Annotated in this window: 17 protein-coding genes; 8 read left to right on the forward strand and 9 right to left on the reverse strand. The window is 59.4% G+C overall.

All coding sequences use genetic code 11. From position 1 onward, the window contains the following. Positions 1 to 870: 870 nt before the first annotated feature. Complete coding sequence (locus tag ACTJI6_RS14160) at positions 871 to 1,464, forward strand: thermonuclease family protein (protein ID WP_440801560.1); 594 nt, start codon at positions 871 to 873, stop codon at positions 1,462 to 1,464. 168 nt (positions 1,465 to 1,632) lie between these two features. On the opposite strand, the gene ACTJI6_RS14165 is transcribed toward ACTJI6_RS14160, so the two are convergent. The 9 genes from ACTJI6_RS14165 to ACTJI6_RS14205 form a co-directional block, all read right to left on the reverse strand. Beyond that, positions 1,633 to 1,839, reverse strand: coding sequence for a hypothetical protein (locus ACTJI6_RS14165; protein ID WP_440801561.1), 207 nt, complete (start codon positions 1,837 to 1,839; stop codon positions 1,633 to 1,635). Between the two features lie 63 nt (positions 1,840 to 1,902). Further along, positions 1,903 to 3,774: a ParB/RepB/Spo0J family partition protein gene (locus ACTJI6_RS14170; protein ID WP_440801563.1), complete on the reverse strand. Its 1,872-nt coding sequence runs from the start codon at positions 3,772 to 3,774 to the stop codon at positions 1,903 to 1,905. 266 nt (positions 3,775 to 4,040) lie between these two features. Further along, on the reverse strand, positions 4,041 to 4,535 hold the full coding sequence (locus ACTJI6_RS14175) for a DUF3768 domain-containing protein (protein WP_440801565.1): 495 nt from the start codon (positions 4,533 to 4,535) through the stop codon (positions 4,041 to 4,043). Positions 4,536 to 5,448: 913 nt separating this feature from the next. Then, positions 5,449 to 7,443 (reverse strand): ATP-binding protein, encoded by a 1,995-nt coding sequence (locus tag ACTJI6_RS14180; protein ID WP_440801567.1) that lies wholly within the window; start codon positions 7,441 to 7,443, stop codon positions 5,449 to 5,451. Continuing rightward, positions 7,436 to 8,827 (reverse strand): SIR2 family protein, encoded by a 1,392-nt coding sequence (locus tag ACTJI6_RS14185; protein WP_440801570.1) that lies wholly within the window; start codon positions 8,825 to 8,827, stop codon positions 7,436 to 7,438. Before ACTJI6_RS14185 ends, ACTJI6_RS14180 begins: the two co-directional genes overlap by 8 nt. Beyond that, a complete protein-coding gene (locus ACTJI6_RS14190) occupies positions 8,824 to 9,270 on the reverse strand; it encodes a PIN domain-containing protein (protein ID WP_440801572.1) in 447 nt (148 codons plus the stop codon). The genes ACTJI6_RS14185 and ACTJI6_RS14190 overlap by 4 nt, the downstream gene beginning before the upstream one ends. Continuing rightward, entirely contained in the window at positions 9,267 to 9,569 is a 303-nt protein-coding gene (locus tag ACTJI6_RS14195; RefSeq protein ID WP_440801573.1) for a hypothetical protein, read from the reverse strand. Before ACTJI6_RS14195 ends, ACTJI6_RS14190 begins: the two co-directional genes overlap by 4 nt. A gap of 91 nt (positions 9,570 to 9,660) precedes the next feature. Beyond that, a complete protein-coding gene (locus tag ACTJI6_RS14200; protein WP_440801574.1) occupies positions 9,661 to 12,531 on the reverse strand; it encodes a class I SAM-dependent DNA methyltransferase in 2,871 nt (956 codons plus the stop codon). Positions 12,532 to 13,051: 520 nt separating this feature from the next. Continuing rightward, a complete protein-coding gene (locus tag ACTJI6_RS14205; protein WP_440801575.1) occupies positions 13,052 to 13,426 on the reverse strand; it encodes a thermonuclease family protein in 375 nt (124 codons plus the stop codon). 1,129 nt (positions 13,427 to 14,555) lie between these two features. On the opposite strand from ACTJI6_RS14205, the gene ACTJI6_RS14210 reads away from it, so the two are divergent. From ACTJI6_RS14210 to ACTJI6_RS14240, 7 genes are all read left to right on the forward strand, one after another. Next, the gene (locus ACTJI6_RS14210; RefSeq protein WP_440801577.1) at positions 14,556 to 15,512 is read left to right on the forward strand and encodes a HamA C-terminal domain-containing protein; all 957 of its coding nucleotides are present in this window, start codon (positions 14,556 to 14,558) and stop codon (positions 15,510 to 15,512) included. Further along, positions 15,505 to 18,099 (forward strand): DEAD/DEAH box helicase, encoded by a 2,595-nt coding sequence (locus tag ACTJI6_RS14215; protein ID WP_440801578.1) that lies wholly within the window; start codon positions 15,505 to 15,507, stop codon positions 18,097 to 18,099. The genes ACTJI6_RS14210 and ACTJI6_RS14215 overlap by 8 nt, the downstream gene beginning before the upstream one ends. Before the next feature lie 24 nt (positions 18,100 to 18,123). Further along, positions 18,124 to 18,411: a DCL family protein gene (locus tag ACTJI6_RS14220; protein WP_440801580.1), complete on the forward strand. Its 288-nt coding sequence runs from the start codon at positions 18,124 to 18,126 to the stop codon at positions 18,409 to 18,411. 727 nt (positions 18,412 to 19,138) lie between these two features. After that, positions 19,139 to 19,711, forward strand: coding sequence for a recombinase family protein (locus ACTJI6_RS14225; RefSeq protein WP_440801582.1), 573 nt, complete (start codon positions 19,139 to 19,141; stop codon positions 19,709 to 19,711). 71 nt (positions 19,712 to 19,782) lie between these two features. Then, positions 19,783 to 20,283, forward strand: a complete 501-nt coding sequence (locus ACTJI6_RS14230) for a GNAT family N-acetyltransferase (protein WP_440801585.1) — start codon at positions 19,783 to 19,785, stop codon at positions 20,281 to 20,283. A 306-nt stretch (positions 20,284 to 20,589) separates the two neighbouring features. After that, complete coding sequence (locus ACTJI6_RS14235) at positions 20,590 to 21,183, forward strand: chemotaxis protein CheB (protein ID WP_440801588.1); 594 nt, start codon at positions 20,590 to 20,592, stop codon at positions 21,181 to 21,183. A gap of 174 nt (positions 21,184 to 21,357) precedes the next feature. Beyond that, positions 21,358 to 21,487: helix-turn-helix domain-containing protein (locus tag ACTJI6_RS14240; RefSeq protein WP_440801590.1), on the forward strand; the 130-nt coding region annotated here is incomplete at its 3' end.

A 21,487-nucleotide genomic window follows, 5' to 3' on the forward strand; every position in this document is an offset into this window, starting at 1 on the left:
GGAAAGCCGGGGGCGTTCGGCTTGTCCGAATCCCCCCGGCAGGCGCGGCCACGCGCCTTTGATACGATCCCTGCGACAGCGGGGGTCTCCGATGATCCTGCCTTGGGCCAGAGCTATTCAGCCTGCCGCCCTTTACGGGCGGCGGGCCTTGCAGGGCGGCGAGCGGAACGCGCTGTCCAAAAAGCGAAGGGACGCGAGCCGCCTTGTGGATAGGTCTGGCCCGGCTGCCCGCCCGGTTGACCACAGGCTGACGCTCGATCCCTATGGTCTCGCTTACAGCCTGCTGCGGCCTCCCGCCTCCACTCCCAAGGTCGTTGCGGCACGAGGCTGGACAACCGGGCTACCCCCGCAAGCGATTGTTCCTTGACAACGGTTCGACCTGTCAACCTAAAACGCTAGTGTGCTGCGCTATGATCAGCCATGAAGAGGCGACTGCTTTGCGGGACAAAGCGGCCGGTCAGCCCCTCCTTATGTCGCGGTAAACCAGCCAAAGGTGCAGAAGGTGCCCAGCAAGAAACGCAACTGCTATCAGGACCGCAGTATCAGGCGCGGCCTCTGCCATGAGCAGCACAAAAGCCACGACCAGGGCCGCTAAGACAGGGGTAAACGCAAGCGCCAGTTTCCGAGGCGCATACCAAGTGGGTTTGCCGTTTACTCCCCATTGCATTGGCAGGCGGGAAGCTGCGGGAAACTTGACTGTAGCCGTAATCGAGGCGGCTATCATTGCTGCAACGATCAAGGCACATGCTGCATACACCACGTTCTTACCCTCCGTTCCTGCAAGCAGCATGGGTAAGGAAAGCCAGTAGGACAAGGTCCGTTCAGGGCTCTGTGCGTCGATGCTGCTTGGATGAACCCACAGCATTGAAGATGATCGAATACGGCAGAAAGAAGCGGCGGCGGCGAAGTCAGGCGAAGGGGTGGCAAAAGCGGGTTGGCCGCGGTGCTGCAATCGGGGTTGCCCTGTTGGCTGCGATCCTCACAGGCATGGCGGATGAACTGACAAGGGAAGCGGAAAAACTGCTTGGCGATCTTTTCCGCCCGCAAAGCGAGATCCTGTCAGGGCAGGTGCGCGTCATCGACGCAGACTCGCTTGAAGTGGATGGCAGGTCGGTTCGCCTGTTCGGGATCGACGCGGTGGAAAAGAACCAGACGTGCCAAGACAGGAGGGGCAGGGAATGGCCCTGCGGCCGTCATGCCACCGAGAAACTGGCTGCGGCTCTCGACGGACAGACTGTGCGGTGCCTTGTGCAGGACACGGACCGCTATGGCCGGGCGGTGTCCGTCTGCGAGGCGGGCGGCAAGGACATCAATCATTGGGTGGTCCGAAACGGATGGGCCGTGGCCTACACCCGCTACAGCCAGGACTATGAAGGGGCCGAAGCAGAGGCCCGCGCCGAAAAAGCCGGGATCTTTGCCGGATCGTTCATTCCCCCGGAAGACTGGCGGCGGAAACCGAGTTGAGAAAAGGGCGGGCGCGCAGCGCCGGCCCGGCGCGGCCTGAGCGCCGCCCCTGTCCTGGCGCCGGCCTGCCGGTGTCAGGCCAGGGGAAACCTGAGCCAGCAGCGGCATAAAAAGAGCCCCGCGCGCGGCGGGGCCAAGTGAACCTTCGTCGCTGAAGGAATGGGAATGTCAGTCGGGCAGGCGATAGTTCAGCAGCCAGGACGGGCCAAAGGTGTTGCGGACCTGGCGAAGCTCCGGCCCTTCGTCGCCCGTCGAGGATAGCCATTCGGCCAGAAGGCGGCTTTTCCAGCGTCGGCCATGCTGGGCGCGATAGGCCCGCAAGGCGTCGATCTCTTCCGCGCTCGGGCCTTGATTACCTATCGGTTGTGTGTTCATGATGGAACTCTCCCTGTTGTTGGGCCGGGGGTGGCAAGGCGGTGCCGCCCCCGGCTTTTCAGATCAGAAGCAATCCGGCACCCATGCGTCGATCCGGGCCTTTGGCTCCGCTGTGATGCGCCATGCCTTCTGATACTCGGCATCGCTGAACAGCCGTTCCATGCAGCGGGCCTTTTCGGCTTTCTTCTGCGCCTTGTGGGCCTTGAAGCCGCGGCCCTCGGGATCGCAGCCGGTCAGTTCCAGATGCAGGATGTCCAGATAGTCGGCGCTGACGCGGTTGAAGAAGTTCTCGGCGGTCGGCGTCCAGACCTTGCGGATGCTGGCCCCGCTGTCGGCCTCGATCAGCGCGAAGAAATCGGCATCACCTGCGCCATAGGGCAGGGTCCGCGCCATGCCTTCCACCAGTGCGGCATTGCGGGCCTTCTTGCCTGCCGCCGTGAAGTCGCGGAAGGCTTGGGCCAGATCTTTGACCCGCAACTCCGGGCGGCTCCATGCCTCATGTCCTGCCGGGGGATGGGCCAGCCGGTCGGACCATTCCAGACCATCCGTCTTGCTCGGGCAGTTCATGGGGCGTCCCGGCGACAGGTCAAAGACATTCGTGCTGACACCAGAGGCCAGCGACAATCCGAAGGCCAGCAGGTCAAACACCATGTCCGGCTTGTCCAGAAGGGCGGTCTGGATCGCGGCCAGCCGGATCGCCTTCATGTCCTCGACCAGTGCGCCGGAATAGGGCGACTTGGGCGCGGGCGCGGCATCGCCGCCGTCCGCATGGGCGGCATGGCCGGTCAGAACCTCGGCCTCTATGGCTGCGGCCCGGTCCTCGGTCCGCACCCACGGGCCGCTCAACTGCACGGTCCCGCTGTGGCTGACATAGACATAGTAGCCCGCCACGGCGCGTTGCGAGTCGGTGAAGTCGCCCTTGATGATCGCGTCCAGAACCTCAAGTTCGGCTTGCCCGGCCTCGTCCAGGGCGTCGGCGTTCGCCAGTTCGGCCAGTTCGTCATACCGCTCGGCCTGCTCCTCCGTCAGATCACCCTCGACCGGATAAAGGCGGGCCAGCTTCTCGGTGACGGAATAGGAGACATATTCGTCGGCCATGACCTCAGCCCATTTCCAGCCTGCGGCCAGCTTCCCGGCCTCGGCGTTCAGCCGCTCGGTGAACAGGTCCTGCAACAGGTCGGCATCGTGCAGCGCCACGGTGTCGCTGAACAGGTCACGGGTCAGACTGCCGCCTGCGGCCTCGTAGGCGTCCAGTCCGACAAAGCGGGCGCGGCGGTCGGTGGCGCTGACGGCTGCGGGCTGCAATGCCTGCTTGATGCGGTGTTCCGACACGTCGCGGCCCTTCACCTCGGCCAGAACAGTCAGGGTCAATGCCTCGTCCTGCGACACGGTGAAGGCTTTCGCCATGCCAAGGCTGATCTGGCCCTCTTTCAGCGCGTCCAGAACCGGGGCGGGCAGGGCGGCCAAGGCAAGGCGGCGATAAACATGGGCCTCGGTCTTTCCGAAGCTGCGGGCAATGGCCGACACGTCTGCGCCTGCCTCCTTCATCCGGCCATAGGCGCGGATTTCGTCAGCGGGGGCCAGGTCCTCCCGCGCCGCGTTCTCGGCACTGGCCCATGCGCGGGCAGTGGCCTCGTCGGGCGCGATGCGGACGGGGATGGAAGCCAGTTCCGGGTGCCGTTCGGTGACAGTGGCGTCACGCTCGACGGCGCGGGCGATGGCGCGCAGCCTGCGGCCTCCGGCAACAATGCCTACGCGGCCATCCGCATCGAGGATGCCGGACAGGTTCTGGATCAGACCGATCATGGCAAGGCTGTCGGCCAGCAGGTCGATCCCCTCCGGGCCGGCGTCCTGGCGCGGGTTCAGGTCGGACACGTAGAGTTGGGCCAGGGAAAAAAACTGGATGGATGTGGGGGCGATGGTTTCGCGCTTCATGGGAATGGTCCTTTTGCGACGGATGGTTTTTTGTTATGGATGCCCTGCCCTCATTGCCGTGGGGGCAGGGCGGGCTTTGTCAAAGTGCGCCGTGCTGGATCAGGAAGCGGCGGCCGATCCCGAAGCTGTCGCCCTTCCTGACAAGCGCCCACGCTTCTGCGAGACGGCGCTGCAAGGTTTCTCTGCTCATGAGTTCACCCCCTTTCAGGCTGACGGTGTGGGACGGTTCGGCCTGCTGACGGAGCCACAGCAGGCCGATTGCGGAGTCAGTGTTCGGACGGCAGGTAAAGCGTCAGAACACGGCGCGTCCCTTCGGGGTCGGAGGGGGTTTCCGCGCCGAAGTGATAGGCGGTGTCGTAAAGGTCGATCTTCCAGAAGATCGCCACGCCATGCGCCTCGACGCGGCCAAAGGAATGATCCTCGTAAGGGTCGTTGTCCTCGGTCCAGTCGGTGAAGGTGATAACCGCGTTCATCAGCGCGGCTTGGGTCCGCTCGGGAATGGCCCGAAAGCCCGGCGTGGCGACGGTGCGGCCTTTGAGATGCTGGCCGCGCCAGAGGGCCGCGAAGCCCAGGGCGCGACGGAAGGCATCGTTCTGTTCCGCGATCAGCAGCCGCAGCATCTGGTCGCGGGCCTGCTCGGCGGGGTTGCAGATCGGGCAAAGGCTGGGGTCTGCATCCTCGGACTCGTAGTGATCGCGGCAGGACGCGCAGCAAAAAACGCCGGTGTTCGTGTCTGCCAGGGTGGCATTGAGATGTGCCATGTGTGGCTCTCCTTTAGCGACGGGGCGGCCGGGTCTTCTGCCCGTTCCGCCGATGGGCGAGCCTTCCTGATCTGCTGTCTCGAAAGGCCCATGCCTTTCGGAAAGCAGAGCGGGGAGGGCGCAGCCCTGCCCGTGGCCCCGGCCGAGACTGTCAAGGGGTCGGGAAGGCGGGGTGGTGCGGCCCGCAGCCCGGAACGGGCGAGGACACGGCCCGCCTGGACGACGACGCCCAAAGGGCGGCGCTTGCCCCTTGACCGGCTCGGGCGGGGATGCGTGGCGGACAGGAAAACAAAAAGGCTGCGGACGGAGGTGAGCGGGCTGAGAGCCCGTCGATCCTCTGGTCCGGCACATGGATCATCTTGGCCCGCGCCTCGCGCGGGCCTCTCCCGTGTCTTCTTCTTGGTTCGCACCGTGACGGCAGGGGAGGTCAGAAGGGCAGGCAGCTATCTCTGTGCACCGCCGGCAGCCTGCAACTGCCCGCCCGGTTGACCACAGGCCCTTGCTTGCTCGATCCCTGTGGTCTCGCGCGGGCCTGCTGCGGCCTTGCGCTTCCACTCCCAAGGTCATTCCAGCACAAGGCTGGACAACCGGGCTCACGGCCCGCGTCAGCGGTCCCGCCCGAAGGGACGAGATGGGCAGGGCAGGGCGACCAGGACCGGCGGGCGAGGGACTGGCTCGGGACGAGACAGGCATCCGCACGCGAGCGGCCGGGAGCATCGCCCTGACCAGCTCGGGTGGAGGCCGGCGTGCCGGCCGGAACCGGGGACGCGACCCGAAGGGGACGCCCTGTTTATTCGAGGAAAAGGGCCGAAACCTGCATCAGAAGACCGAGGCGCTTCATCCTTTCGCTACAGAATTGCATCAGGATGTGTAAGTCTGCTGAACCGTAAGGCCGTGTAGTCCTAATCGCTGTTCACGCCCCCCAGGCGTTAATCACCGTTGATAGGGGGAACGGTTGCTGTTCTTTTCGCCATTCATGGTAGGGTGCGGCAGTTTGGCTATATGGACCTGGGTCCGGTCGGTCGAATTGAACGCGCGTCGGGATGTGAAAGGCGCTACCAAACACAATCGCTTCGCCCGATGACAGGATCGTCACTTGATCGAGCAGCCGCCGTGCCTGCATCGGGATGATGCGACGGAAATGGTCAATGTCATCGGGATTCTGAAGCCGGTGGCTGATGAAGTTAGCGCACTGGCTAATGATGGTCTGGCTGATTTCGCTCGGGCGTTGGCTGGCGATGATGAGTGACAATCCGAACTTTCTGCCTTCCTTAGCGATCCGCTCGTAGGTCAATCTAGCCAAACGGTGCCCGCGATCCTCGTCGGCGCGAGGCGGTCGCGCATAGTTGTGAGCTTCCTCCAGAACAAGCACCCAAGGATGCTTGTAGCGCAACGCCGCAGGAAGACGCTCGCGAGCTTCCAACAATATGCGCCCGATGATCGCGCAGGCGTAAGGCAAAACCTCGTTGCTGAGCATCGACAGATCAAGAACGGAAACTTTGGGGCCTGTTGCTGCCCCCAGCCCGAAGGAAGTGAACCAGGCCGCCAAATTCTCAACCTTGGTGTCGCTGTCCTCATAATTCAGGAAAGCTCGCCAGCGTTTATCATCTAGCCGGGTCTTCAGCCGCAGCTTGAGCGTCGTCAGATGCGCATCGACGCGAAAGGTATCCTCCTTCGACACCGCACGATTTATGAGCGATGGATCGATCAAAGTCGCCCGCGCAATCGACAAGGGAGAGTCAGCGGTGCGCGTGCCCGCTTCCGCTACATCGCTACCGCCGACGATCTTGGCGCGAATGGCATCCCTGAGCTTGTCGGCCTCGGTCGCTATAGCGGCCTGATTATTCATTACCTCGGTATTATAATCATTCGCCTGCCGATGGCCGACAAACAGCGCCTCAAAGCTCGCCGTATCGATGTCGGTGCTGGCGAGATGGCCAACCACGGCATCACAATGAGAGCCGGCGGCCTTCTTCTTGATCTTGGTCAGTTCGCTCGAGAGTTGATCGAGCGCGCTCATGGCGTTCTGGAGCGCGCCCATGCTGGCGGCGGCTGTCGCGTCTCCACCTTTCGCGATCGCCCACCAGTCCTTCAGCACGGGCTCTTGGGTCTGTTCCGACGCGCTCAGCCACGCGCAGATTTCTTCTGCATTGAGAAACCAGAGTGGTAGACCGAACTCTTTGCCGTTGAGATAGATGCGGTCAGGCAGCCGTTGGGCAGCAGCGGCAGAGGGAAAAGCCTTGGCATATTCGCCGTTGATGTCGAGGATGAAGACGTGCGGTTCTTCTGCCGCCCCATCGAGAGCCTTCATCGCCTTCTGAATCAGGCTCGATACCGAGAACGACTTTCCCGACCCGGTATTGCCGACGATAGCAAGCGGGCGAGAAAACAGGTCGTTGTATGAGGCTCGAACGACATTCCGCGCCTGGCCGGTTGGAAAACCGATCTTGAGGTCGCAGTCGAAGTCCTGCGCATCATAGCCTTCCGGCTTGTTGAGCCGTGGTGGGATCTCAAAGACCGCGCGCAGGATGTCCGGCGATCCGATCTCGGCCGGCGTATCCAATGTCGGAAGGACAGAAATTCCCGGACTGAAAGACGGCTCGCCCTCTCCATGTTCGATGGTTCCAAGTAGCTGCACGCTGGCGACGCGACGCGGCTTCATCAGTTCAAGGCTGAGGTCGTCGCCATTGCTGGGGTCGAAGGTTTCGCGGGCCTCCAGATCGGTGATAATGCCGATGACGGTTTCGCCAGCACCCAGCGAGAAGGTAAAATACGCGTTGATAGCTATCGCGGCCTGAACACCGTCAAGCGTCGCTCGCATTGCCGAGCGCGTTTCGGGAAGAAGCTCTACCTTGACCCGAAATCCCTGCACCGAAACGATATGACCCACCAGGCGGGGGTTATCCATCCGCCCCCTCCGTATCGGTATCGCTTTTCGTTTCCGACGCCGCGATCTGTTTCTCGAAGCGCCGCAGCCGAAGGAAATCGTCGAGCCACTGCACGTCCGGCATTACTGTCCGTGCGAAATCATCGAAGGTCGCGTGCTTGAATTTGGCAGCGGCAAACGCTGTATTGGTCGGGCACAGGACGAACGCCCGCTTGCCCAAATCCTTGTAGCGCCGAATGCGTTCGATTACCGGGCTGTTGGGATTGGGTTCAATGACCAACATCACCAGCGAAGGGTTCATCAGCGCGTTCTCAATGATACGACTGACGTGGTCGTCGCCGAAGCCATAGCCGAGGACGAGCAGGAAAGTCTGCGGTATACCCAAGCGCACCTGAAGCGACCGGAACAGGTGTGCGTAAGGCATCGTCAGGGTTTGCGCGAACTTGTTGGCAGTCGGCAAAATCCCCACGGATGAGGTCTTTCCCGCCAGATCAATGAGCGCTGACGCCTTCTGCGCCGGCGTCAGCGACGCATAAGACTGGAATGGAGTGAGGTCCGGGTGACGCGCCCGCATTTCGCTCCCCTGCTCGAACCAATGGATCGAGCCGTGCAGCTTGTAGAAGTGTAGAAACTTGTCGAAACGACGGACACGTCCCTCAGCCACCTCGCCCGGATAATAGATGTCCAGTCCATAAACGGACGGATCGAACCGTGCGGCCGCGCGCCCGGTGAACCCATCGAAATACTGGATGCCGAGAAGTTCCAGGGCCTGCTCAAATAGCGTATCGTAGTTCAGCGTGAACAGGTGGGTGCGGCCGAGATTGCTGTCTCTCGCAACCAGCTTCGACAGGAATGCCAATTGCGGGGCGATAGTCGCCGGGGAAGCTGCTGGCCCGGTATCCGGCAAAGACAGCGCGCATTCGGCAAAGATCGTCATACGCAATCGATCGACAAACCAACGCAGATCGGCGGCAGTAGGCGTGGGCGTGCTGGGCCATGTCACGGCGGAAAACGGACTACCTGGGGCTTCCGCGACAAACAGAGCATTGGCGATGAAGGACAACCACGCCTCGAAGCCGATAGGATCACCGTCAAGAGGAGCGAGGTCGACGGAAAGCCTGCGAGCCTCGATGATCGGCCTGATCGACGCCGGTATATCAGACAGCGCCTCAATCGTCTTGAACACCGCAGTTTCGAGATTGGCCATCGTCTTGCCGCCGGCAGAGACTGAGGTTCCCGACCCCGTGAGAACGACTAGGTTCTCCATCCTCAGCCACTCGGATATGAGTGCCTGAAGACGAATTCGCCCCTGCTTCTGATCCAGGCCGATCAGCAAATCCCCTGCGTCGCCTCCTTCGGTAAGACCGATGAGCTGATATTCGCTCGGTGCCGGCGCAGTCGTCATGTTGCTTCCTTCCCGGCCCCGTTCCGCATGGGATTGATGAATTTGATGCCGGCGAAGTCCTTTTCGTTGTCGGTCACGACCACACAATCATTGGCCCCGGCCACGGCGGCGACGATCATGTCGAGACCGCTACGGGGGCGGCCGGCGGCCTTGCCGTCTGCCATCAGCCGCGCCCAGATTAACCCGGCTTTGTCGTCGAACGGCAAGACGCGGCCTGCGAACAGAGCCTGCGGCCCCTCGGTGCCCGTAAACCAAGCATCGAGGGCATCGCGCTTCTTGCCGCGTGGCTTTTCCAGAATACCGCGACGGATTTCCGCGACGGTGAGCGAGGCGATAAACAGATCATCGTCGCATTGCTCTGCCCACCAAGCCAGGAGCGTTTCCGAGGGCTGCGGCTTGACGGTGTTGCTGATGATGTTGGTGTCAAGAAGGTAGCGGGTCACAACTCGACCCTACGCCCTTCCTCGCGGCCACGGACAAGATCGAGATCAGCATCGACGAGCGGCGAACGCCGCAATGCTTGGAGGATGCCGCCTTGATGGGGCGGCTCACCCGACACAATCTGCTGCAGCATCGCTCGCGCCTGTGTGGCTTCGGGGCCATCCTCGGCCAAACGACGGGCCAGCGCGCGAATCAACTCGCGGTCAGCGTCCAGCGCCTGAATCTCAAACCGAGCAATGCCGCGCTGAGTCTGGCGCGACCGATAGCTGCGGACTGCCCGCTTCTGTGCGGCATTACCCATCGCGATACTCCTCAAATATAACCGGATATATATCCTAGAAAGTTGCTTCCGACAAGGGGAAGCTCCCCCTGCATGCGCAAGCCGGTTCGATTTAAGATTTGGCTGACACAATCGCACTTCGCTGTTGATTGAGAGAAAACAGGCGAGCCAGAATGTCATCGTCGCCCAAGGTGCCATTGCGCCAGTCGTCGCCCCAGCCATAAGCATCCGCCACAGCCTGATCCAAGGTCTTGTGGGCATGGTCCAGCCAAGCAGGGCGGGTGTTATAGAGGTTTGTCAGCGTGCGTTTCTTCAATTCCCCTTCTGCTTTGTCGTCTATGGGTAGCATGCGGTCAGGATAGCCCGGCACAACTTCTGGCACGCGGCGGACCAGATCAGGCGGGTTGAGCCAGTTCTCCCGCAACTCGTTTAGCCGCGCAGCAGCGGCGGCAATAGCTTGGGCGCGAGGATCGGCTGCATAATTGGCTGCCGGAATGTCGGGAGCTAGACCCTTGGGGAAAGGGAAAGTCTCAAAACCTAACGAGGGGGTATACTGAGGATCGTTTCCCACTCCATGCCACCCCCCTAATGCAACAGACCAGAGTTCGTGAAACCGCGAATGCAGGACACCAAACGTCGTATCGTCGTCGCGCGCTACGAGGACCACTCGACTGTCTGGCAGGGTTCTTGGGTCAGCCCATACAAAGAGCCTGTGCTTTGCCACTCGTGGAGTGAAGATTGCCCGCCTTAAGGGGGATACTGCATCCCGCATGTCACCGCCGGACCTTCCCAATCGCCACCAAAACTGTCTCCGTTGGCTATCGCGATTCATGTCCCGAACTGGCTTCACATGTTGCCGAACATACTCAAATGGCGCTTCAAACAGGCAGGCATCCGCCTCGTTCATGACGCCGAAGTCAATGATCCATCGTCCTGAAGGACGACGCGTAATGTCCATGCCGTTCAACAGCGGCCGCACGACATCAGCATTCCTGCGACCATTGGGATTTGCTGGAAGAGCGAGCCACTCACGTGCGACCTCGCCCTCGACATCGAAGGGACCGACTTTTACCGGCCCTTGAAAGGCAACCCCAGTCATTTCTTGCAAGCTGGAGGCGGCTGTGAGGTCCCCCCCTCCACGCGCTGCGGACAAATCCGCAAACACCGCCGCCACGTCAGCACCATCCAAAATTGCCATGCCTCCCTTCTGGCCATCGAAGCAGACCAGTGACACCCGCACAGCTGCGCCATCGACTGTCCAAGGTTCATCAGCCCAGGCTTCGAAGATGCGGCCGTGCTGAACGATGGGCTTCAACACCTCACGGTTGGCACCGCCGCGGATCGAGTTGGTGGAAACTAAGCCTGCGCGGGCAAGGCGGCCCTCCTGGATCATCCGGTCCGCTTTGGCGAACCAATAGCAAACAAAATCCACGCCGCCCGGCACGTCCTTCCAAGCGCGGCGAAGGGCTATGACGTACCCCTCGCCCAATTCGGCAATCATCTTTTTGTTGCCGATAAATGGCGGATTTCCCACTACTGCATCCGCATCGGGCCAGTCCGCAGGTAATCCATCTGGCGCCAGAACGGCATCGCGGTTCTCGATATTCGACAACGGGCGCAGAATGGGGTTTCGCGCGGCCTCGAACCCATTGCGGCGCATCCACTGGATTTCGCCGATCCAGACCGACACTCGCGCCAGTTCGGCGGCATAGGGATTCAGTTCGATCCCGAACACACATTCAGGCCCTACCCGAGGAAAGCCACGCGGCAGTCCCATGGCCTCGGCATCCAAATTGACGCGGTGTTCGATGTCCTTCAGCGCCAACAGCGACAGATACAAGAAATTGCCCGACCCACAGGCCGGATCCAGAACCCGGAACCTAGCCAACCGTTCCAGGAATGCGCTGTGCCGCGCGCGTGCCTGGTTTTCTGCCCGCGTCCGGGCCGCGCCCTTGGCCCCCGCGGCCTTGTCCAGGGCCGCTGTGATTTCGGCCCGCACCCCGTCCCATTCGGCCAGCAGCGGGCGCACGATCACCGGGTCCACGATCTGCATGATCTTGTCGCGGTCGGTATAATGCGCGCCCAACTGGCTGCGCTTGTCGGGGTCCAGGCCTCGTTCGAACAGCGTCCCCATGATGGATGGGTCGATTTCCGACCAGTCAAGCTGCGCGGCGGCCAGCAGTTCGGCCACGTCCTCAGCCTCCAGCGGCAGGGCCTTCGCGTCATCGAACAGCCCGCCGTTGAACCATTCCACTTGCTCAAAGCCTACCATGCCGCCCGACTGCATGGCCGCGAACAGCGTTGCGGCATGGGTCTGGAACATCGCGGGGTTACGGTGCGCCTGTTCGATCATCCGCTGGAACATGCGGTTGGGCAGCAGGTTCACATCCTCGGCGAACATGCAGAAGATCAGGCGGTTCACGAAATGTGCGACCTGATGCGGCTTGTGCCCCCGGCGGTGCAGGTTCTGGGCTAGGGCAGAAAAGCGGCGCGCCGCCTCCTCGGTTAGGCCCTGGCGGGTCTTGGCGGGGCGAAGGCGTTCGGGATCGGTGAAGGCCGCGCGCAGCAGGTCACGTTTCGCGGCATCGGCCAGTTCGTCCAGGGCAATGTCGTGGACCTGCTGGACGGTGTTTGTCCAGTTCGTGTGGATGCGGATTCGGTCCATGTCGGACACGATCAGCAAGGGCGGGTTTTCCAGGGCTACAGCATATTGCTGAAGCTGCGCAAATGCAGCGGTCAGATCCTTGCGCTTGCCCTTGTATTCCAAAGCAAAGCAGCCCTTGCGCCAGACATCGGCCCAGCCTTCGCCGCCCGTGGTCTTGCCCGCGCCCTTTTCAAAGGTGAACCAGTCGCCTTTGGGATCTGCCGTCACCGGATCGTCCACCCCCAGCAAGCGGCACAGGTCGATGAAATGCGCCTGCGACGCGCTGCGTTCCTTGAGCTGGACGTTCTGCCATTTGCGGATGAAGCCGTACGGTGTCATGGTTCCCCCTGTGCGGGGCATATGACGCGGGCAGGGGGACGGCGACAAGGCGGGACGGCAGGGCCGGGAGCAACGTGCCTTTAGGATCGCGCCTGGCGATCCACCTGCTGTGGTGTCCGGGATTTTCGCCACGTCGGGGCTTATCCCGGAGTTGCCGATGACGAGGCAGGCCGGCATCCAAGGATTAGGCAGGCTTCCTGTTTCTTGCAGGCAGGCTGTCATTACAGCAGACGACGGCCCAGATCCATGCGGCCATCCAGGGTGGTAGCACAAGGATGCCGCTCTCGGTTCTGCGACGATGGATGGCGTGAACGGGCACTCGGAGCGTCTTAAACCGGCGCGCATAAAATTATGGTTGGCCACCGCCACTTGGGCTCTCGGCCGCGATCATGATCTTTTCTGTAAGGGCCGCGGCATACTGCGCGGTCGAAGGTTTCCAAGAAACGATAGTGTCCTCAGTTCGGCAACTTCGGCACCACGGGAAAATCACCCTGGCCGTTCAAGCAGGTCGCGGATCATGTCATGCTTCCATCTTGAAACGGCCCTTGTGCTTGGCATCCACCCGCCACAGCTTTTTTCGGGCATCGCCCGGCTCGAGATGCCGATAGGTCCCTCCTGAAAACTTCGCCCAATCAAGCGCTAGTCCCTGCGTCACCAGAGCTGCCGACAGATCGGTCCCGTCAGGCAGGAGGCACTTCGCGACGACGCGTTCGTAGCTCGTGCCTTCGGTTAGAATCGCCCGGACGGTTTGTCCCTTGCAAAGGGCGATCATCGCGAACTTCGCCTTTTGACCATAGGGCTGATCGAGTTCCGGTGCATCGATGCCGGCAAGACGGATGTGGGTGCCGTTGATGACGATTGTGTCGCCATCGATGACATGGCAGCGACCTTCCAAGACTTGACCTGCCCTGAGCTGCGGCGTGGCCAGCCGAGGCCTGCCGAACTCCGCCTGAGGTCGGGCCGACGAGGCGCGCGGTCGGCGCCGGGATAAGGGCCGCGACGTCGACCGGAAAAGCCGAAAGAGAAAGCCTAACATGCCGTCACCTTTGCAGAAGCGACCTCGACGGCGCCAGGGCCGGCCGATGCGGCGGGCCAGCGATCATCGCCGTGAGCCTCAGTCCAATAGTGATCCATCAACATTCTCTGTCGTCGGCTCCGGCTTGGGAGCGTGGATATAATATCCTGCAAAAGTTTGCCCGAAGAGGGTGAAAGATGGGTTAAGGGTTCAGAGGTACACGGTATTCATGCCCGCCACGCGCTTATACCTGCTCGAAAATTGACCGTTTCCTGGACATCCAGCCGAAACGCTTGAGGCGCCTGAGTTACCCCCTTGGAGAAGGGCGATGTGGCAGCACTGGGCGGTGAGCGGCCTTTCGCGGTGTGTTTGAAAAACGGCAGCAGTGAGCGGAAAACAGATGGTCAGCACGGCGACCCGGTAAGACAGAACGGTGCAGGAAGCTGACTTGGCTGTTGCGTGCTCCGGCGCTCCAGCCCAAGTTGCTCCAGCCTAAAGAATACGTTAGTCAAATCCGATGCCGCAGCATAGCTTCAGCGAAGCAGACATTGTCCCGCCTACGCATACGGCCATTGGTAGATAGAAATGTTTGGAGACAAAGATGACGAAGTTAACAGTGAGCGACCCAAAAGGGGCATCGGACGCAGGACAATAATCTAAAAACTAAAGTGGATTGAAATACCTTTACAGGAAGAAATAAAAATTGAAAAGATTACTGAAGTAGTGGAAGACTTGCGCTCTCGGTGATGCCCGCCCCAATAATTAGACGCTTTCGGTTTTGCCGCTTTGACCTAAAATGAATAAAAATTTGCTGCGAAATTATGGGATGACCAGTTGAAGTACATCTGCCTCCACATCCCCTGCGGCCCAGGCTCTGAAAACACGCCGATCTCACTTCGTAGCGTCGGTCTTTTCTCCTATGCAATTTTAGGATATTTTATTTGGACCGACATCCTTCTAGGAACACTCCGAGCTGTCTCGGCCAAGCTCTGATAAGGTGTCCGAATTCATGTCCTCCCCCTATCCAACACACGATGATCTTACTGCGCTGCTTGCAGGTGATCCAGAGGAACTCGAAGTTCATTTTGAACTTATAGAGCGCGATATGCGGATTGACGGTATAGAAATAAAAGTACACTGCCATTGCATGAGGCTGGGTGGTAATGGAGCTGTTAGTCCACGCCTCCTTGCAGAGTTCATGCGTAATGCAGCGGCAGACTACGCAATTCCGAGATCCCGGATACGAGAGGCCCGCGATCGCGACATCAAGAACAATTCGATGAGCGCGTCGGCGGCGATACAAGCAGAAGCGATCGCGACATTTACGGACTTGAAGACGACAGGTGAGGCGGGCGAGCTTCTCCTATTTCTTTTTGCAGAGCGATTTTTAAAGCTCCCGCATCTACTTTCGAAGATGGACCTTAAGACCGACGAACGCATGCACTATCACGGTGCAGACGGAATCTACGCAGACGTTCGCGAAGACGGGGTTCTACAGCTCTTCTGGGGTGAATCAAAGATCTACGATGACGCCGCTAGGGCTGTTCGAGACTGCCTGAAATCCCTTGCGCCATTCTTGACGGAGGAAGCGCACGAGCATGCAGAACGCGCTCGTGATCTCGTCCTTCTGCGTGACAAGGCCGACCTAAGCGACCCGAAGATGACAGAGGCGCTCAAGCGCTACTTCGATAAGTCGAAGGTGGACTCGATGCGCGTTGAGAATTGCGGCGCTGCGCTGGTTGGATTTGATGCCAAATTCTATCCCGGTGAGGGTGAAAAGGGTGTCGCCGAAACTGTAATCGAAGCAGCGCGGGCAGGGTTGAAGACGTGGTCGTCGAGTGTCGAAAACAGCGTCAAGAAGCATAGTCTTGAGAAGTTCAGAATCGAGTTTATGTGCATACCATTGCCGTCCGCAGAGGGTTTCCGGAGTGCCTTCCTGAAAGCACTTGGGCTAACCAATGACTGAGGAAGAGCTTCAGGACTGGCTATTGTCGGAAGGCATCGCTACGGAGCTCGATGACCTGGTCAGAATGACCGCGACGCGAGAGATTCAAAATTTAGAACCTCCAGTGGTCGTTGATCGCCCGGAACCTGATTGGGGGCGGCTTCTTTTAGCTGGCAGTATCCTGGCTCGATCAGAAAAACGTGCGCTTCAGGATGCGGCCCTCCGCATCGCGACAGCTGCGTTGATGTCTAAGAAGGATCTGGCGATCCAGGACACCGCTGCATTACTGCTTGAGAAGCTCAGCAATTATCGAGCCGTGGAACTCGCGCAAAAACGCGGGCTTCTCGAACCCGGCCTGCTCGATCGATTGGGCGTTTCGGCACGTTTGGAAGCGTCCCGACGGAGTCTCGATACGTCTATCCTGCTAGCGCAGTCTGGGCAGTGGCTTCCGGTCAACCGGTTTCAAAAGCGCTTCTGGGACGCTGCCTCCGGAAACTATGGATGGCTCTCTGCCTCAGCACCTACTGCAGCTGGAAAAACCTTTCTCGTTCTTCGGTGGCTCATGGATCGCCTCTTGGCAAACGAAGCCCGTGTCGCGGTATATCTCGCACCGACTCGTGCGCTCGTTAGTGAAATCGAGAACGAACTGCGCAGTATGGTGAAAGAGAGCGATCGAATCTCGATCACATCGTTACCGTTGCGGGAACAGTATGAGGAGCCGCTAAGGGATGATCGAAGGCTAGTTCTCGTACTGACGCAGGAACGCCTCCACCTGCTCGTGAACGGACTAGGTGACGACGGTTCTTTCGATCTGCTCGTGGTAGATGAAGCCCATAAGATTGGGGACGACCAGAGAGGGGTCATCCTGCAGGATGCAGTTGAGCGAGCCTCGCGCCTAAACCCTAAGATGAAGGTGGTCTTCGTCAGCCCTGCAACGCAAAACCCTGAGGTATTGCTTGAGGACGCTCCAGACAACGTCGCCAGAATCCCAATTGACAGCGATATCGCAACTGTTCTTCAGAATGTGGTCAGTGCTGAGCAGGTTCCTCGCAAGCCCAAAGAGTGGCGATTGACGACTGCAGGCAAGAATAGCGTGATTGATCTAGGCACTGTTCACCTACCAAACAAACCACAAGGGGAGAAGAAGCGCCTGGCGTTCATCGCAACCCAGGTCGGAGCGAATGGTGGAACGCTCGTTTATGCTAATGGTGCTGGCGAAGCCGAAGATGTGGCACAACTGATACGTGAGGGGGTCGCAACTGACCATGCGAAGGATCAGGAGCTCGTCGAACTTGCGGACATGATACGCAAAGGAGTTCATCCTAAGTATCGGCTGGCGCCTCTGGTTGAGCAGGGAGTAGCCTTTCACTACGGCAACATGCCGGCTCTGATCCGTGCAGAGGTCGAACGATTGTTCCGTTCCGGCAAGATCCGTTTCCTTGTTTGCACTTCGACTTTGATTGAAGGAGTGAACCTGTCGTGCAGAACTATCGTTCTTCGTGCGCCAAGGAGGGGGATGGGCAAGCCGATGAGCCCACAGGACTTCTGGAACCTTGCCGGGCGAGCGGGCCGGTGGGGAAACGAGTTCCAAGGCAACATCATCTGCATCAATCCCAGCAACGAGAGCGCATGGCCAGACGGGATTCCAGCGAGGACGCGCTATCCAATTCGGCGGGAGACAGACTCAATCCTTGATGAAGGTGAGGCGCTTCGCGACTATATCGACAAGCGCATGGATACGATTCCGCAAGACCAGCAGCAGGATGCAAAGTTCGAGCAGGTTTTGGCCTATCTCCTTTCAACGCATCTTCGGCTGGGATCAATCAGGGACGCGACCTTCGCGAAGCGGCATAATCCAAAGGAAATTGAGAAGCTCGATGAACGGCTGAAACGGGCGACCACTGGCATCGATATTCCCATTAGTCTAATTGAGAGGCATCCAGGCGTTAGCGGCATTGGGATGCAGGCGCTTCTCGATAGCTTTAGGACATATCAGAAGAACGTCGAGAACCTTCTGCCGGCACCATCGGAGAGTGTCGATGCCGTCGATCGCACGGCGGCAATCATGAAGAGGATAAATAGAGTACTTTATCCTGCGTTTCTACCAGACGCCCGAGTTCAGCTTTACGCGCTAATGGTTCAGAACTGGCTGCGGGGTTGGTCACTTGCTCGCATTATCGAAGAGCGAATCAGATATCAACGGCGTAGTGGGAGTGAACCGCAGCTCCCATTGTTGATCCGAGACACGATGGACTTGATTGAGCAGTACTCGCGCTTCCGGGCTCCCAAATATCTTTCGGCCTACGTGGACGTCTTAAACTTCCACCTGCGGTCGATTGGGCGTGAGGACCTTATTGACGATGACTTGGACATTGGTACGGAATTGGAGTTCGGGGTATCGAGTAGGACGCTTATGTCGCTGATCGGCCTAGGTATCTCGCGCATGAGCTCGACTATGTTATACGAGCTTATCGTAGAAGATGGCTTAGATCGCGCAGAATGCCTAAAGTGGATACGGGCTCGTCACGAAGAATTCGAGGGAATGGGCTTGCCTCGTATCGCTATTCGTGAGTTACGTGAGAAAGCAGGCATTCCAGAGACCTTATGAGGCACTTTGATCGGAGACAATAAAATGCCAAAAAAGCCGGTAATAATTGCGGGGATTGAATTTGAATCGAAGGGTGATGCAAAGTTGTTCTTCAAAAAGATGCTTCATGAATACGATGTAAGCGAGCAGGTTTCGCTGGAGCATGAGGCAATCCTTCGCGCGGCCGTACTTCGGCACCCTGAGGCGAAAGAGAGGATTGGTTCTGGTGTGGAGAGTTTTAGTGTTCGATCCGGCGGCTACGGCACACAGTGTTTCTCAATTAATCGTACGGACGGCACTGTCGAGAACTTTTCTATTTACAAATGCATTTGATTCCGGTCGCTTGTAAAGGCTGCAGAGAATCGCTGCTTCCCGCCGCTCGCGGAAGTGCCCGTCCCTAAAGATCGTCCGTTCGCTTTTGGTCTGACATAAGCGCACGCACCGCTTTGGGCTGACAAAGGTCATTCGCCGCACTGCGTAAGAGCGATGGCTAGTGTTCACAATCTGACAAATGATTCCCAGTTTATCGCTGCTTCACCTTTGGCAGCGTGAGCTAAGGCTCGACGTCAGCTATGCGGGATCCAGACCGTCACTGAGCGCTTCGCACAAGGCCGTTTGATCCACCCGATACTCAGCTTGAACCGGGTATCTTATGTCAGGTGGCGAACACTAGGCCCCAAATGTGCATCGCCCTGTCCAAACTTCACATTATAAGTGTTTATTAAAGGTTCCTCTGCTGGGCATGGCTGCCGACAGGTGCGTGATCGTTGCCACATGCTTCCTTTCCTGTCTGAAAACCGTGTCAGGAAATCAGCTGTCCAGAATACCCTCTCGGTTTCTACCTGGATACTCCTGCCTGAGAGCTCGCCTCACACAGGGGAGGATAGGCGACAGCTGCGACGTCCTGCTGCTTGTTAGCTTCGGATCAGTCCCAACGTTACATTTGGGCACACCCGCAGGTGACAGCCAAATGTGACGGCCGGGAGTGTCACAAATGAGTGGCAAAGATGCCTTTGCGACAGTATCAGGAGATTAGCCACCCTAACGTGACAGTTTGCCCATGCCTCGGATCGGATACGCCCGCGTCAGTACGTCCAGTCAGGATCTCGACATTCAGAAAGCCATGCTGAAGGCGGCGGGATGCGAGATCGTCCGTGCCGAAACCGGATCGGGGGCGACGCGCGACGGCCGCAGCGAACTGGCCACGGTTCTGGAGTTCCTGCGTGCGGGCGACGAGTTGGTCGTGCATCGTCTCGACCGCCTTGGCCGATCCACACGCGACGTGCTGAACCTGGTGCATGAACTGGATGCCAAAGGGGCGTCGCTCCGCGTCCTTGAACCCGAAGTCACCACGGGCGGGGACATGGGCAGGATGGTCATCACCGTGCTTGGCATGGTGGCCGACATGGAGCTGAAGTTCATTCGTGATCGTCAGCGCGCTGGCATCGAGGCGGCAAAGGGGAAGGGCGTCTACAAGGGACGGGAAAAGCGAGTAGACGATGCGAAAATCCGAAAGCTCGCATCAGACGGCATGTCCAAGGCCCGGATCGCCCGTGATCTGGGTGTGTCCCGAATGACGGTCTATCGGGCGCTCGATGGCGGACGCACCAAGAACAACACGGAGATTCGCTGAGCCCAGGTGCAGCTATGCGGACAAAGCTGCCGGTCAGATGCTAGTCGTGCTTCACGCTCAGGAGGTTCCGAGTGACCACAGTCCCAACGATTATCACCGAACGGCTGTTGCTTCGTCCGATGACGGCGGATGACTGGGAACCTTATTCCGCGCTGATGCTGTCGGAACGCGCCCGATACATGGGCGGGCCGTTTTCTGTGAAGGTGGCTTGGGGCATGTTCTGCGCGGATCATGCACAGTGGGACCTATTCGGCGCTGGAGCATTGATGCTTGAGGACCGGGATACCCGCGCCTGTCTTGGCCAAGTCGGCATCAATTCCGGGCCGCTCTTCCCTGAAAAAGAAATCGGCTGGCTTGTCTTTCCAGAAGCTGAGGGTCGTGGATACGCGTTCGAAGCCGCCTCTGCCTTACGGGATTGGGCGAGGACCGTGGGGCGGTTGAACACGCTGGTCAGCTATGTCGACCCGCAGAATGACCGTTCGCGCAGGCTGGCGGAACGGCTGGGGGCAACTCTTGACGGAACTGCCCCTCGCCCAGACCCAACCGACCTTGTGTATAGGCACTTCGCCTGACCGTCTGCAAAGGGCTCAAAGCGTTACTGTGCTAGTCTTGGATGCAGGGAGCGCTCTGTCACACTGAACGCCCCCTCACTGCAAAACATATCGGACCATTCATCTGAGATTTCGCTCCGCCAGCAAATGCTGATCTTCAAGGGGCCGGTTCATGGGTACCCTGACCGTCCTGTCAACGATCCCTTCCGGACACCGCGAGCTACAGATCTGGCGCAGATTATTGCTATGCGGACGAAGCTGCCTTCGACAGACAAGGTGTTTTTCTTCCCGCTCGCTATGTGGGCAAGTATCGCATAGCGTGCTGGGATGCAGACACATTTCCCTTGGACAGTTGCCGTTGGCGCCTCTGGTGGCGAAGGGCTTCAGGATCTGCGTGATCTTCTGCACGAATGGTCCGGTCTTGATGCCGTGGTGATGATCGTCCTGCACAGGCGATGGACCGCCATCAGCCAGCTTCGGGAGGTCCTGCAGAGATCCAGCCGCATGCCGGTGATTGTTGCCGATGAGGATGAGCGGCTTCGGCCTGGACGCGTCTACATCGGCGAACCGGCGAACCACCTGACCTTGATCGCCCGGACCATGGGCACCGTGACATCTGATCCCGATCAGACGCACCGCAACCGGACTGTCGATTTGCTTTTCAACTCTTTGGCCGCGTTTGGAGGCATGCGCATCATCGGCATCGTGCTGGCGGGTTCGCTTGACGATGGATCGCGCGGTCTTGCGGCAATCAACCAGGCGGGTGGCCTGACGATGGTCGTAACCCCAAGCAAGTCCTTGCGTGATATGCCTGGAAACGCAATTACCTATGACGGACCCATCGATGTCATAGGAAGTATCCAGATGATCGCGCGGGCAGTTGAGAGCACCATATCTGGCGGTCAGAATTTGGCTGGCTGAACGACGGCTAAGGACTCTTAGCGTCGTGTCGCGGAAGAACTCCATCGACCGAGGTGAGAACGGCGGTGAGAAATTAGGCCACGGAAGCGGCGGCATGGAGCTGCTGCGGGCGGCGTAAAAGTCGTCCACCTTTTCCCTTTCTGCGACAGCAGGGAGGGCGGGAGGATTTTCAGCGTGGAACTATATCTCAGGGTTCGACAGGCCTGCGCGGCGGGCATGAGCCAGCGTCAGGCGGCGAAGGCCTTCAACATCTCCCGTGATACGGTTGCGAAGATGATGACGTTCTCGGTGCCGCCGGGCTACC

It is taken from the genome of Paracoccus sp. 22332 (genome assembly GCF_052045125.1).
Taxonomy (GTDB): domain Bacteria; phylum Pseudomonadota; class Alphaproteobacteria; order Rhodobacterales; family Rhodobacteraceae; genus Paracoccus; species Paracoccus haematequi_A.

Coding starts and splice junctions, on each gene's coding strand:
- ACTJI6_RS14195 (WP_440801573.1), bottom strand. CDS start 9,569: ATGGGTAATGCCGCACAGAAGCGGGCAGTCCGCAGCTATCGGTCGCGC.
- ACTJI6_RS14215 (WP_440801578.1), top strand. CDS start 15,505: ATGACTGAGGAAGAGCTTCAGGACTGGCTATTGTCGGAAGGCATCGCT.
- ACTJI6_RS14175 (WP_440801565.1), bottom strand. CDS start 4,535: ATGGCACATCTCAATGCCACCCTGGCAGACACGAACACCGGCGTTTTT.
- ACTJI6_RS14225 (WP_440801582.1), top strand. CDS start 19,139: ATGCCTCGGATCGGATACGCCCGCGTCAGTACGTCCAGTCAGGATCTC.
- ACTJI6_RS14235 (WP_440801588.1), top strand. CDS start 20,590: ATGCAGACACATTTCCCTTGGACAGTTGCCGTTGGCGCCTCTGGTGGC.
- ACTJI6_RS14160 (WP_440801560.1), top strand. CDS start 871: ATGATCGAATACGGCAGAAAGAAGCGGCGGCGGCGAAGTCAGGCGAAG.
- ACTJI6_RS14165 (WP_440801561.1), bottom strand. CDS start 1,839: ATGAACACACAACCGATAGGTAATCAAGGCCCGAGCGCGGAAGAGATC.
- ACTJI6_RS14170 (WP_440801563.1), bottom strand. CDS start 3,774: ATGAAGCGCGAAACCATCGCCCCCACATCCATCCAGTTTTTTTCCCTG.
- ACTJI6_RS14185 (WP_440801570.1), bottom strand. CDS start 8,827: ATGACGACTGCGCCGGCACCGAGCGAATATCAGCTCATCGGTCTTACC.
- ACTJI6_RS14220 (WP_440801580.1), top strand. CDS start 18,124: ATGCCAAAAAAGCCGGTAATAATTGCGGGGATTGAATTTGAATCGAAG.
- ACTJI6_RS14210 (WP_440801577.1), top strand. CDS start 14,556: ATGTCCTCCCCCTATCCAACACACGATGATCTTACTGCGCTGCTTGCA.
- ACTJI6_RS14200 (WP_440801574.1), bottom strand. CDS start 12,531: ATGACACCGTACGGCTTCATCCGCAAATGGCAGAACGTCCAGCTCAAG.
- ACTJI6_RS14180 (WP_440801567.1), bottom strand. CDS start 7,443: ATGGATAACCCCCGCCTGGTGGGTCATATCGTTTCGGTGCAGGGATTT.